The organism is Cohnella sp. (genome assembly GCF_041640265.1).
GTDB lineage: Bacteria > Bacillota > Bacilli > Paenibacillales > Paenibacillaceae > Cohnella.
The window spans coordinates 1-13,771 of the sequence record NZ_JBEQAP010000060.1 but is presented as its reverse complement, the minus strand read 5'-3'; the positions used below and the strand labels follow the sequence as shown (position 1 = coordinate 13,771).

Here is a 13,771-nt window from a genome sequence, read left to right as displayed (position 1 = left end):
CGAAATGAATCTGGATGATTTGGGGCTATCTTGGAATGACAAGGAGAGTCTGATCGGCAAAGTGGCCTTGGTGACAGGCGCTAGCAGCGGCATCGGGGCATCGATCGCCAGGAAACTGGCAAAGCGCGGCGCCTATGTGACTGTAGTGGCACGTCGACGGAATCGATTGGATGAGCTGGTTCAGGAATTGCATAACGAGGGATTGTACGAGGTTATGGCGGTACCTACTGATATTCAAAAGGCTGAAGAAGTACAGCATGTGGTTAATGAAACGATTAACCGCTGGGGCCGTCTTGATATTGTAGTCGCGAATGCCGGATTCGGGTATCGAAGTCCTTTGGTAGAAGTGGATTTGGAAAGATGGGAGGAGCTGTACAGGACGAATGTACACGGTCTAATGTTGACGCTGCACTACGGGCTTCCGCCAATGCTGGGTCAGGGCAAGGGAGATGTCATCATCATCTCCTCCATTGCCGGCAAGGAAGTGATTGCCGGAGGAGGTCCATACAGCGCTACCAAATACGGCGTTAACGCCATAGCGTCCGCATTACGTTTGGAGACAATCGATCAGGGGATTCGCGTTACGACGATTCAACCCGGGGCGGTGGCAACGGAATTTTCTCAGGTGGCCAGGTATTCCGAGGATGAAATTCGCGCGTTTTCTTCGAAAGTCCTGCCGTTACATCCCGATGACGTTGCAGAGGCGGCGCTTTATGCACTGGAGCAACCTGAGCATGTCAACATTCCAGAACTGACCATTATGCCTTCAAAGCAAACCCAGCGGTTCAAATAATTAACCAAGAAAGTAACGCACTGATGACAAAGAATTGCGGGCTTTCGAGGTAGGATTCGTAGCTGACCATCTTCTAAGAATCTTACCTTCAGCTCGTTCAACGACATTGCGGGCCAAAGTTGGTTGCCCAAATGAGTGCCAATAATTTTTTCGCCGTTAGACCCGTTACGCTGAACCGTACCATAAGTAGGGCGAAAATCTGTTTTCGGCTCTTGTGACTGTTCGTTTAACGGTTGGCAGTAGAACGGACTAGACTGGCAACAGGCGACCAAGGCGTTCATGCGGTGTTCTACCCGATTGAAGGGGATCTGAGAAGGATCAATCACGAGGTGTTCCGGCCGTCCGGGCAGCTCGTCGTGCTCGACACGGGGCAAGCTGCTGCTCAAGTTTACAACGAATTAGCTAATCCGTGGAATATAATATAAGCAATGAATGGAATGAAGGAAGTAACAGAGGTTAAGCATTGATCTGGAGAGGAGCGGCGGCCTAGATGCTGATGATCGGGGAGTTCGCAAAGCTAAGTCGTGTTTCAATTAAGACTTTGCGTTACTACGACAAGATAGGGCTGGTGCGACCGGACGTCGTAGACATAAACAATGGTTATCGCTTTTACTCCGAAACACAGTTGCTGACCATAAAGAGAATCAACATTTTTAAGGAGCAGGGCTTTACGCTGGATCAAATCTCGACGTTTCTGGAGGAAGATATTTCGCAAGAAGGCGTGAAGAGTCTGGTGGCGGTAAAGCAAGCTGAGCTCCGCCGCCTCATTCGGGAGTCGGAGAATCAACTGAATGCCATTAATGAAAGGCTTCATCGCGCCGAAGCATCTGCAGTTGCCCATGAAGCGGAATATCCGATCTCCTTGCGCGAGGTAAATCCGATGTTAGTCGCTTCGATACGCGAGATCGTTCCGATAGCGAGACTTTGCGTGCTGCTGGATGAGGTTATCCAATACGTACGCGCTCATGGCGGGACGCAGGCCAGTAAGTCTATTGTTATCAAGCACAGTGACGCAAGAGAAGATCAAGTGGATCTAGAAGTGGCATTACCCATATCGACGAATGTTATACCGAGCAGCGACCGGGTTAGAATTGATGTTTTGCCAGGTCTTACGTCCGCGGCATCCTTAGTACATCGTTGCGATCCTTATGACCATTCGTGTTTGGCTGTCGAGTCGCTATCGGCATGGATCGAAGCCAATGAATACTCGCGAGTTGAGGGGGCGCCGATTCGAGAAGTATATATGACTCCCGATGAAGATATTTACGGTAGGATGCGTCTAGCGGAACTGCTCATTCCGGTATCGCGAACCGTATAAGCAGCTTCTATTACGGACTCCTCATGCGTAAGCAGGCGGAGTCTTTTTGCCTCTTGACTCTCCCCTTAAGGGGAGGGTGCATAGTAAAAGCACAATCTATAAGGAGTGATCAGATATGAGAGGATTGAGCGGAAAGACGGCATTGGTAACAGGCGGCAGTAGAGGGATTGGCAAAGGCATCGCACTAAGGCTCGCGGAGGAAGGGGCGCTGGTAGTCGTGCATCATGGCAGCAACAGCGAAGCGGCGGCGAATGTCGTTCGTACAATTGAAGACAAGGGCGGTAGGGCGATCACAATAGGCGCGAATCTGAATTCAGTTGCCGGGGTGACCTCATTAATACAATCGTTGAAGGAAGAGCTTACCCGAGTCACTGGAGAAGATAAGTTCGATATTCTCATAAATAATGCCGGCATCGGAACTTCGAATACGCTGGAGGAAACGACGGAGGAGTCGTTCGACGAAATATTCGCGGTGAATGTGAAGGCACCTTACAAGCGTTGCCCTTGCTTCGAGCTGAAGGACGCATTATTAACATCTCTTCAGGCGTGACTCGAATCGCATTCCCTCACATCATGGCCTACAATCTTACCAAAGGAGCGATCAATACCTTCACCCTGCATCTTGCGCAATTATTAGGCTCGCGTCAAATTACGGTAAATGCCGTTCTTCCGGGTATCGTGGATACGGATGTTAACGCTCCTTGGCTCCATACTCCAGAAGGTCAGAAGCAAGGTAGTGGGATGTCTGCCCTTGGCCGAGTCGGACAGCCGTCAGACATCGCGGATGTGACGGCGTTCCTCGCCTCTTCGGATAGCCGTTGGGTAACGGGACAATTAATTGACGCAACTGGCGGTTCACATTTGTAAAGTTCTACTGGGCACCCAATCGGGTAAATCATAGCAATAATCGCTTTTGTCGTAGGCCTGCTCATTCGTTGAACGAAAGCGCCGGAAGATGGAGTTGAACGTGCGGGCCATTAGCAGCGTTACACAACAGAGCTTTATGCAAAAAATCGATCCTCGATTGGGTCCGTTGCAACGTGCCCCGTCAGAAAGACGATCGTTGGCCGATTTCTGCCTTGCGTAAATACACCCCTGTTATCGAATGCTCGGCAGCGGCGAGCTGGACAGGAGTGCCTTCGAATACAATTCGACCACCCCGATGGCCGCCCTCGGGGCCCATGTCAATGATCCAGTCTGCGCTCTTGATCACATCCAGGTTGTGTTCAATGACTACCACCGTGTTGCCCCCGTCGACCAAGCGGTTCATAATGTCCATCAGACGAGAGATATCAGACATATGCAGTCCAGTTGTCGGCTCGTCCATTACATAGAGACTGCCATCCTTGTGAAGCTCCCCGGCCAACTTGATGCGTTGGCATTCTCCGCCCGACAAGGTGCTCAGAGGCTGGCCCAGCGTCAAGTATCCGAGTCCCACATCCTCCAGCGTCTGCAAGTGACGGAGCAGCTCCTTCCCGCTGAAGAACTCTGAAGCTTCCCGTACCGTCATGGCGAGGACGTCGCTGATGGATTTTCCGTTCAGCCTATACTCTAACACTTCATCGCTGAACCGCCTGCCCGCGCAAATTTCACAAGTCGTCCTTATTGGCTCGAGAAAGGCTAAATCTGTGTATATCATCCCGAGACCCTGACAGTTGGAACAGGCCCCTTTGGAGTTGAAGCTGAACAACGATGGGCTCACCTTGTTGGCGGTTGCGAACAACCGCCGGATCTCGTCCATCATCCCGGTATAAGTGGCCGGATTGGAGCGGATGGATGTGCCCACGGCCGACTGGTCGATGACAATTGCTTCCGGATGCGACGGCAGGAATGCTCCGTTAATCAACGTACTTTTGCCTGAGCCAGCTACCCCCGTTACCACGGTCAGCACACCGACGGGGATATCGACTGTCACATCCTTCAGATTGTGCAGGCTGGCGCCGGCTACGGTCATCCAACCCTTGGGCACCCTGGTTGAAGTTTTCAAGGGCAGACTTTGCTTCAAGTATCGTCCTGTCAAGGTATCCGCGCGCAGCAAGCCCGCAAAGTCGCCTTCGTAGACGATTTCTCCGCCGCGGGTTCCCGCATGAGGTCCGACATCGATGATGTAATCGGCGATCTCCATGACTTCGCGGTCATGTTCGACGACGAGCACGGTATTCCCTTTGTCCCGGAGCTGGCCTAGCATGCCGTTCAGACGATGGACATCCCGCGGATGCAGTCCGACACTCGGTTCGTCGAAAATGTAGATCATGTCGGTAAGACTGCTGCTCAGATGACGGACCATCTTGATGCGCTGCGACTCCCCGCCCGACAAGGTTGCAGTCTGCCGGTCCAGACTCAAATACTCCAGCCCGATGGAAACCAGATGATTCAGCCGTGTCCGAATCCCGTCAATCATCGGGCCGGCAACGGGATCCCGAATGGCTTCAATCATTCGGATTAGCTCGCCAATCTCCATCGCCGCGCATTGAGCGATATTGTATCCGTTAATCCGGCAGCCCAAGGCCGCTTGATTAAGCCGGCTTCCCCCGCAAAGGTCACACTCGCTATAGGTTAGAAAGCGGTTAAGGGTTTCGCGTTTGGCATCCGACATCTCGCTGCTGTCCCTCTTCAAATATAAACGGGTGAGCTTGGGCAGCAGACCTTCATAATCCGATTCGATATCGCCGCCTTTGGTTCGGTAGACGATCTTGCTTTCTTTGCCGTGGAGGAGGGTATCCCATTCTGCCGGTGCAAAATCGGCGAGCCGCTTGTCGTTGTCGAACAAGCCGGAATGGGTATACGTATTCAAGTACCAGCTTCCTACCTTAAATACGGGGAACAGGATTGCGCCTTCATTCAGCGACTTGGACCTGTCAAGCAGATTGTCCACATCGAACTGCACCACCTGTCCGACTCCGGAGCATTCCGGGCACATGCCGGCCGGGTCGTTAAACGAGAAAACATGCGAATTGCCGGCAAAAGGTTTACCGATTCTGGAGAAGAGCAACCGGAGCATCGCATAAATATCCGTGATCGTGCCGACAGTCGAACGGGAGTTGCCGCCGAGCTTTTTTTGATCGATCACAACCGCCGTAGACAAGTTCTCGATGCGATCGGCATCCGGCTGACTAAACCGGGGCAGCCGATTGCGGATGAATGCGGAAAACGTCTCGTTAAGCTGACGCTGAGCTTCGGCGCTGATGGTGTCGAAAACCAGGGAAGATTTGCCGGAGCCCGAGACGCCGGTGAAAACCGTGATTTTGTGCTTCGGGATGCGGACATTCACGTTTTTAAGGTTATTCTCGCGTGCTCCCTCAATCACGATATCATTGATTCTCATAGCCTCTCCACCTCGGAGTTCTATTTTCTAGGAATGCGCAAAATGATTAGTTCTCGTCCAAATGATAAATGAGTTGTACCACACCTGAGGAGAACGTTCTTGTACTAACGATTTTTAAATTCAATCTCTGTTTGATATCCACAAACAGCGGTTTTCCTTCTCCCAAAACAACAGGGTGAACAGATAATCTAAATTCATCAACAAGTCCTAAATGGATAAAAGTTGTAATAAGACTTGCTCCGCCATATAGCCAGATGTCTTTACCAGGCTTATTCTTTAATTCATTTACTTTTTCAAGAATACGATCATTTATGAATATTGCTTTATTATCCGTCCCCTTCTGAGTTCTGGAAAACACATATTTCTCTTTACTGTGAACCAATTCCCAAAATTCCCTTTCAGAATCCGCATGTTCAAGTTCCGGAGTAAATTGTCCCCATAAATCATAGCTTTTTCTTCCATACAAAATGGTATCAATTTGATTTAAAAAATGATTAAACCCCATTTCAGAGTCCATAATGCACCAATCAACTTCGCCCTGTTTTCCTTCGATAAACCCATCTAAAGTCACAGCTAAATCTAAAATTATTTTTCGTTTCATGATTTGTTACTCCTTTCGTTAATGTACCACCCATTATAGACCTCATATATGTCACCTATTGTCATATTGGATATAGAGTTTGAATGTTGTTAGGCAACAGATGTGGCCCGAGAAGTAGATCTTGCCAGTATTTTGTACCAAAATGGCTTTCGTTAATTTCATTCAAGGTCCAAAAGCTACAGCCTCGAAAATCAGGCTTTGCCAACAATCTAACGACAGAAGGAATCCTGAATTAACAGGATTCCTTCTGTCGTATTCCACTATAAACCGCCTTCAATCCAGTACCATAAATAAGGGCGAAATCATACGATTGGGTCAGGGTAGATGTGAAGCGGACATTAAGAGATACTATTATATTCTGCTTGAACGAAACAAGAAATCCTCGGAGAACCGTCAAGCGATCATATCCCAAATATTCGATTGAGAATACGATCAAACATTTTATCAGACAAGACTTTCCGCATTAATAATACGGGTCGGGCATTACCTGCCACATATCTTGTTTTTGGTTTTTTCGATCGGATAGCTTCTGATACCAATCGTGCGATACGATCAGGAGGATAAACCGTACTCGATTTTTCAAGCTTTTCAAAGGTTTTTATAAAAGCATTTGCTACTTCACTGTATGCTGTAGTTCCGGAAGTTTTCTGTACATGTTGAAATACAATCTTTGACCATTCACTTTCAGTAGCCCCTGGCTCAATAATAATGACGTCAATACCGAACGGCTTGACTTCTAGGCGAAGACAATCGGAGAATCCTTCCAGGGCGTGTTTGGCTGCATGGTACCAGGCACCGAGCAGCGTATAAACTTTGCCGCCAGCTGATGAAGTATTGATGATTTTCCCTGATTTTTGCTTTCTCATTACAGGAAGAACCAATTGCGTCAGACGACTTAATCCAAAAAGGTTCACTTCAAATTGGCGTCTTGCTTCCTCTAGTGGCACATCTTCGACCGACCCATAGGAACCATAACCTGCATTATTGAATAAAACGTCGATTCTGCCTTGTTCCTTCATGATTTGATTTACACCATTGATCATGGATTCATCGTTGGTTACATCCATTGCTATAATCCGCGCACCTTTGGATGCAATATCTCTCATTTGTTCGACTCGTCTGGCGGCTCCATATACAATAAATCCTTCTCGTAAAAGCAACTCCACTGTGGCTTTACCGATGCCTGCCGATGCACCTGTGACCAAAACAACTTTGGGCGTATTCATGTACAGTCCATCCCTTTCTGGATTCCCGATTCAAGTAACGTAACGTCACGTTACTAATGATGTTATTATAAATTGGTATTGAAGGTTACGCAAGTTATATATGCTATAATTTTTACAAAGGGGGTACTACGTATGGAATTTGATCGAGTAAGAAATAATGAGCAACGAAAGATCAGAGTGGAGCAGATTAAACATGCAGCGGTTAAGCTACTTGATACAGAGCAATTCCATAAGATTGAGCTGGCCAAAATCGCTAATGAAACCACATTTACGCGAGGTAATCTATATAAATATATCTCTTCAAAAGAGGAAATTTATCTTTTGGTAGCTCTGGATGAATTCACAGATTGGTTAGATGACATACGAGGGACTTTTGAAACCGAAATGACTAGCGATATTCAAGGTTTTTCGCACCAGTGGGCACAAGCTTTGTACCGGCATCCAAGGTTTTTAAAGCTTATTTCAATTCTCTTTACGATGATTGAGAGAAATGTTTCTCTCGAAAAACTTGTTGATTTTAAAAAACAGTATCTTAATATAATGTCCGAGGCAAATGACGTACTTAAAATCGTTTTTCCCGCATGGGATGATAAAACCATTGATAAATTCTTTCAGTTGCAATCCTATTACGTGATAGGTTTATTTCCTTATACATCGCCGGAACCGATCCAAAAACAAGCTATGAAGCAAGTCGGAATCCCTTATGAGTCTTTTGACTTTGTTAAGGATGTTTCTGAATTTGTTGCCTATACAGCAAGTTATTTGAACAGCAAAATAAAGTGAGAAACTGAAGTTTTAAAGGGATTGAAGGTAAGATGTGCAGTAACATATCCACATATGAATGCACCTTACTGCTGATACGTGGGTGCGTATCACATATGAGGCGAAACCTGTCCGCGGTGTAAGGAATTTCGCCTTGAGATAATACGCTGAACCGTACCACAAGTAACGGCAAGCTTTTTGAGATTGCAGGTAGTCATAATGGCAGCAAGGGGAGCGAAGGTTGCTATACATTATCGAGATCATATACAAGGTGCTACAGAAAAACGCGATTCTATTATCCCTGTGTGCTCTCTAGAGTGAGTATGCAATCTTTGTCTGTTGCCTAGTTGTTCGGCAATTGCCCTAACTCCCGGCGCCGCCGACTCATGAATACCAACGACAATGCAATTACCGTGAGGATTATCCCAAGCACTCGAAATCCTTCGAAGCTGAAGTTATCACCCATTACGATGCTTATCAACAATGAAGAGAGAATGGTTCCCAGGTATCTTGATGTATTAAATAATCCCGATGCTACACCTATAATTTCTTTTGGAGAACTTTTGAACAAGGCCGCTTGCAAACCGACATTGTTCAACCCGTTGCTAATACCGAATGCAGCTAATGCTAAACACACAGTGATAACCGGTGAAGTTTGGTTCAAAGTCACTATCCAAACTGACCCAAGTGTCATTAGTATTCCTGATAGTAGCAATGCCGGTTGAGGTCCTGATTTATCAACCCATCGGCCTGCTATCGGAGAAGTAACGAGCGAGCACAAGCCTAGGCTTAGCATAAGAACCCCAGTATGGAACTCGCTGACATGACGTACCATTTGCAAGTAGGATGGAAGCCCGAAAAAGAGCGAGTAAAAAAGGAGGTTAACAAGCAAGAATTCGACATTGACCCAAGTCATCGCAGGATATTTGGCGAATGTGCGTAAAGGAACAAATGGTGACTTCGCTTTGAACTCATGTCGTACGAAAGCCCCCAGAACAACGAGGCCGACCAGCAAGAAAATAACATTACTTAATGAGATTTGCCCAGATGATTTTGCTGACAGTAATCCAACGAGCAGTGCAACCAGACCCGCTGTGAATAGCAGGATCCCGGGCACATCAATCAAATCACACCATTTACGAAAGGACATGCCCAGCGCAACGGATGTTGACGGTTTGTCCTTAGGAGTATTCCGCCAAGAAAATATAAAGCTCGCAACCACGAATGGAATATTGATGAAAAAGATAGCAGGCCAGCCCCAGTGAATGATGACCCCGCCAATAAAAGGTCCAATCGCCGCCGCTCCGGATAGGAACATGGACAAAACAGACAGCGCAGTCGCTTGGTTCTCCGCAATATGAATTCGCACAATAGCCATTCCAACCCCAACCATCATGCTCGTTCCGATGGATTGCACAATGCGAAACACGATGAGCCATTCAAAGTTTGGAGATAATGGAGCTAATAAAGATGCAACGAAGCATACTACAAGTCCGATAAGAAATATCCTCCTGCGACCGAATAAATCGCTGGCCTTTCCCATGACAGGTTGAGCGACAGCACTCGCAATGTAGAACGAAAAAATAATCCAAGAAACAGCTGTAAAGTCAAGTTGGAACACATTTTGCAGCCTTGGAATAGCAACGGAAACCATCGATGAATTTAAAGGGTTCAATAGTATTCCAAGTCCAACGGAAATCATTAACCACCTGCTGCGACCACTCATTTTAGTTCCCCCAAGCGTACCAAATCGTAGTAATGTCATTTTATTTGAAATCAGACATTTATTCCAATGCATTATAAGTTATAATTTAATTGATCCGAAGGAATGAATTGGGGGTATGAAATGGAACTTCTTCAACTGCAATATTTTCTCGCGGTAGCTCGTTTGGAACATGTGACCGAAGCCGCACGAAGTCTGCACGTTACTCAATCGTCTCTAAGCAAGACGATTCAACGCTTGGAGGAGGATCTAGGGGTCCCTCTATTCGATCGAACAGGGAGAGGACTGCATTTAAATGAGTTTGGAAGCAGATTCCTTCACCGTGTGGAAAGAGCATTATTCGAATTGGAACAAGGGAAGCAGGAGATTAGTGATTTATCCAGCCCGGAACATGGCACAATCGAATTGGCGGTGACCAATGCAAGCACGCTGCCAGATATTCTTCGAAGGTTTCGGAATAAGCGCCCCAATATCCAATTTCATGTGCAAATGCTGACCACGCAGGAGATGATTACGCTTCTTCATCGAGGAGAGGTCGATTTCTGTTTGTCCTCACCTCCGATACAAGGGGATGGGATTGGATCTCAAGTCGTGTATAAAGACCCCATCCTTATCGCAGTCCCAAAGGGCCACCGGCTGGAAGATCGAAGCAGCGCATCCTTGGCAGAGCTGCGGGATGAATGGTTTGTCGGTGTAAAGAGGGGCTATCATACTCGGGATTTAGTAGACTCCGTATGCAGATCGGCTGGATTTACACTTAAATATGTGTATGAGGGAACTGAGCCTACCAGGTTAAGCGCTATGGTGGAAGCCGGAATTGGTATTGCCTTCATACCAAGCACGGCAATAAATCCAAGAGAAAACATCCATTACCTTCAAGTAGAGGGACATGAATTGGTACGGGAGATTGCTCTATTATGGAACAGGAGTCGGTACATATCACGGGCTGCTCTGGAATTCCGTGACGTAGTTGTAGAATATTTCGAGATGCTTTCCAATCCGGAATAACATAAATTGAAGTGGTGAAAAGCAACTATTGAAGATAAAATGTTTCATAGGCGGAACCCATGTAAAGGTGAGTATAACTCTATGAATATGACGATTCTTACCACAAAATTATATATCCCCGTGCCACGGACTAAAATTGTCCAAAGGCCGCGCCTGATCGATCGGCTGAACGAGGGTCTGGACCGCAAGCTGACCCTCATTTCGGCCTCGGCCGGTTTTGGCAAAACGACGCTGGTCAGCGAATGGGTCGTCGACTGCGATCGACCTGTCGCTTGGTTGTCGCTGGACGAAGGGGATATCGACTCTACGCGCTTCCTGTCCCACCTTGTCGCTGCTCTACAAACGATTGGGGAAAATTTGGGAGGAGGCGCGGTTAGTGCGCTCCAATCTCCGCAGCCGCCATCAATCGAATCGATTCTAACGTTCCTGCTCAATGAAATCTCAGCTCTCCCGTACAAATTCATCCTCGTCCTGGACGACTACCATGTGATTGATGCCACATGGATCGACGATGCTCTCAACTTCCTGCTAGAGCATCTCCCTCCACAAATGCACCTTGTCATCGCCACCCGCGAGAATCCGCAGCTTTCCTTGAGCCGGTTACGCGCTCGGAGCCACTTGATCGAGCTGCGCGACACCGACTTGCGTTTTACTCCCGGCGAAGTGGCTGCGTTCCTCGATCAGGTCATGGATCTGAGTCTTGCGGCCGACGAAATAACGGTGCTGGAATCCCGTACCGAAGGCTGGATCGCGGGGCTTCAGCTGGCGGCGCTCTCGATGCAGGGGCGCAAGGATATCTCAGCGTTCATTCGGGAATTCGCCGGAGACAATCGGTACATTATGGACTATCTGGTCGAAGAGGTCCTGCAGCGCCAGCCCGGCCCGATCCGGAGCTTTTTGCTCCAGACCTCCGTTCTAGACCGGTTGCATGGATCGTTATGCGATGCCGTCACCGGCCAGGAGGATGGCAGCTCGCGGCTCCAATCCCTGGAGCGAGGCAGCTTCTTTGTCGTTCCGCTGGATGACAGGCGCGAATGGTATCGTTATCATCACCTCTTCGCCGAGGTTCTCTCCGCCCATTTGAGGTCGGATCAGCCCGATCGGGTGGCTGTACTGCATCGGCGCGCAAGCATATGGTTCGAGCGGCATGGCTTGGCGGACGAGGCGATTCGACACTCGCTGGCTGCCCATGATTTCGGTCGGGCGGCGGACTTGGTCGAGCTGTCCATACCCGCCTTGCGCAGGAGCAGGCAGGAAACCGCGATGTTGAAATGGCTGAAGGCGCTCCCCGACGAGCTGGTCCGTTGCAGACCTGTGCTCAGCGTTTGGTATGCCGGGGCGCTGCTGGCCGGCGGCGAATTGGATGCCGCCCCGGACCGACTGCGAGACGCCGAACAATGGCTGGAGACAACGGCAGATCCGGGTGAACGTCAGCAAGGCCACCCGTCCGGGATGGTCGTTGTGGACGAAGAGGAATTTCTCCGTCTTCCGAGTGTGATCGCCGTGTACCGGGCCGGACTGGCCTTGGTTCTCGGCGATGTGTCCGCCGTCATGCAATACGCTCGTCGAGCGCTCGACCTCGTGCCTGAGAATGACCATCTACCGCGCGGAGCGGCGACAGCGCTCCTGGGACTCGCCTTATGGAGGAACGGGGATCTCGAGGAGGCACGCCGGATGTTTGCCGGCGGAATAGCTAGCGTGCAGCAGGCCGGGGCTATCTCCGACGCGATCAATGGCTCCATCGCTTTGGCTGAAATACGGATTGCGCAAGGCCGGCTCCGCGAGGCGATGCATATCTATAAGCGGGGATTGCAGCTCGCAGCGGATCATGGAGAGCCTGATCTGCGGGGTACGGCAGACATTTATGTCGGAATGAGCGAACTCTGCCGCGAGCATGACGATCTGAAAGCCGCCGCGAGCAACCTGTTAAGAAGCAAGGAGCAGGGCGAGCACACCGGGTTCCCGTCATACCGGTATCGCTGGCGAGTCGCAAAGGCTCGAATACGGGAGGCCGAAGGGGATTGGAACGATGCATTCGATCTTCTCTGCGAGGCTGAGTCCCTGTACGCAAACGACTTTTTCCTGGATGTACGACCTGTAGCAGCGTTGAAGGCGCGGTTGCGGGCGAAGCAGGGGAGATTAGGTGAAGCACTCGATTGGGCACGGGAGCAGGGTCTATCCGCCATGGACGATCTCTGCTACTCACGCGAATTCGAGCACATCGTCCTGGCCAGGGTGATACTGGCCCAATATAAGAGTGATCGCGTAGAACGAACCATACTTGAGGCGATCGGTCTGCTGGAGCGCCTCCTTCAAGCAGCGGAAGAAGGCGGAAGGACGGGGAGCGCACTCGAAATCCTGGTCGTTCAGGCCATTGCTCGCCATACGCAAGGCGACGTTCCTGCAGCGCTGTTGCTTCTAAGACGAGCCTTGACGCTTGCCGAGCCGGAAGGCTACGTCCGCATCTTCGCTGACGAAGGCCGACCCATGGAGGTCCTGCTGAAAGCGGCTGCGGAAGCGGGCATAGCCCCGAACTACGTTCAGCGCCTCCTGACGGCATTTGGGCATGAAGAGAGCAGAATGCTAGCCAAACCGGTTATTCGCAAGCCGCTGGACGAACCGCTAAGCGAACGTGAGCACGACGTGCTTCGATGGCTCGGAACCGACTTGAGCGGCCCGGATATTGCCCGCGAACTCAGAGTGTCTCTGAATACCTTACGAACCCATACCAAGAACATTTACGAGAAGCTTGAGGTAAACAACCGTCGGGCAGCCGTCCGCCGCGCTGAGGAACTCGATCTGTTAAAGTGAGTTTGAATCGTGTAACCCCCATCCTCTCCCGTCCTGGCAAAATTGCCGGACGTTTTTTTATTTTTTAGCAAACCCCTTAATGAACCTCCCCTACTTACGCTTCGCTTAGAAGTAGGGGTTTCTTACCAGCCACACCGTTACTTTCTGCAAACAAATAGGTTGACTACTTGCTTTCGCTGCCAGCAGCGGAAATCTAACGGTGTG

At 49.4% G+C, this 13,771-nt stretch carries 10 protein-coding genes and 1 pseudogene; 7 read left to right on the top strand and 4 right to left on the bottom strand.

Annotation, left to right across the window (positions count from 1 at the left end; translation table 11 throughout):
- Nucleotides 1–4: 4 nt before the first annotated feature.
- The 4 genes and pseudogenes from ACESLK_RS26395 to ACESLK_RS26380 all read left to right on the top strand — a co-directional run bounded on the left by ACESLK_RS26395 (nucleotide 5) and on the right by ACESLK_RS26380 (nucleotide 2,978).
- The gene (locus tag ACESLK_RS26395) at nucleotides 5–793 is read left to right on the top strand and encodes an SDR family oxidoreductase (protein WP_373232785.1); all 789 of its coding nucleotides are present in this window, start codon (nucleotides 5–7) and stop codon (nucleotides 791–793) included.
- 233 nt (nucleotides 794–1,026) lie between these two features.
- A complete protein-coding gene (locus tag ACESLK_RS26390; protein WP_373232784.1) occupies nucleotides 1,027–1,218 on the top strand; it encodes a hypothetical protein in 192 nt (63 codons plus the stop codon).
- 65 nt (nucleotides 1,219–1,283) lie between these two features.
- Nucleotides 1,284–2,111: a MerR family transcriptional regulator gene (locus tag ACESLK_RS26385; RefSeq protein WP_373232783.1), complete on the top strand. Its 828-nt coding sequence runs from the start codon at nucleotides 1,284–1,286 to the stop codon at nucleotides 2,109–2,111.
- A gap of 115 nt (nucleotides 2,112–2,226) precedes the next feature.
- Nucleotides 2,227–2,978 (top strand): annotated as a pseudogene (locus ACESLK_RS26380) (SDR family oxidoreductase).
- 181 nt (nucleotides 2,979–3,159) lie between these two features.
- Here the strand turns inward: ACESLK_RS26380 and ACESLK_RS26375 are convergent.
- The 3 genes from ACESLK_RS26375 to ACESLK_RS26365 form a co-directional block, all read right to left on the bottom strand.
- On the bottom strand, nucleotides 3,160–5,436 hold the full coding sequence (locus ACESLK_RS26375; protein ID WP_373232782.1) for an ATP-binding cassette domain-containing protein: 2,277 nt from the start codon (nucleotides 5,434–5,436) through the stop codon (nucleotides 3,160–3,162).
- 46 nt (nucleotides 5,437–5,482) lie between these two features.
- The gene (locus tag ACESLK_RS26370) at nucleotides 5,483–6,037 is read right to left on the bottom strand and encodes a dihydrofolate reductase family protein (RefSeq protein ID WP_373232781.1); all 555 of its coding nucleotides are present in this window, start codon (nucleotides 6,035–6,037) and stop codon (nucleotides 5,483–5,485) included.
- Nucleotides 6,038–6,438: 401 nt separating this feature from the next.
- A complete protein-coding gene (locus tag ACESLK_RS26365; RefSeq protein ID WP_373232780.1) occupies nucleotides 6,439–7,263 on the bottom strand; it encodes an oxidoreductase in 825 nt (274 codons plus the stop codon).
- Nucleotides 7,264–7,395: 132 nt separating this feature from the next.
- On the opposite strand from ACESLK_RS26365, the gene ACESLK_RS26360 reads away from it, so the two are divergent.
- Nucleotides 7,396–8,046 (top strand): TetR/AcrR family transcriptional regulator, encoded by a 651-nt coding sequence (locus tag ACESLK_RS26360; RefSeq protein WP_373232779.1) that lies wholly within the window; start codon nucleotides 7,396–7,398, stop codon nucleotides 8,044–8,046.
- A 322-nt stretch (nucleotides 8,047–8,368) separates the two neighbouring features.
- Here ACESLK_RS26360 and ACESLK_RS26355 read toward each other — a convergent pair whose 3' ends face one another.
- Nucleotides 8,369–9,751, bottom strand: coding sequence for an MFS transporter (locus ACESLK_RS26355; RefSeq protein ID WP_373232778.1), 1,383 nt, complete (start codon nucleotides 9,749–9,751; stop codon nucleotides 8,369–8,371).
- A 120-nt stretch (nucleotides 9,752–9,871) separates the two neighbouring features.
- Here ACESLK_RS26355 and ACESLK_RS26350 point away from each other — a divergent pair, with 120 nt between their 5' ends.
- Both ACESLK_RS26350 and ACESLK_RS26345 read left to right on the top strand, forming a co-directional pair.
- Nucleotides 9,872–10,756 carry a LysR family transcriptional regulator gene (locus tag ACESLK_RS26350; protein WP_373232777.1) on the top strand — a complete coding sequence of 295 codons (885 nt, stop codon included), beginning with the start codon at nucleotides 9,872–9,874 and terminating at the stop codon, nucleotides 10,754–10,756.
- An 81-nt stretch (nucleotides 10,757–10,837) separates the two neighbouring features.
- Complete coding sequence (locus ACESLK_RS26345) at nucleotides 10,838–13,567, top strand: winged helix-turn-helix domain-containing protein (RefSeq protein ID WP_373232776.1); 2,730 nt, start codon at nucleotides 10,838–10,840, stop codon at nucleotides 13,565–13,567.
- The last annotated feature ends 204 nt before the right edge of the window (nucleotides 13,568–13,771 follow it).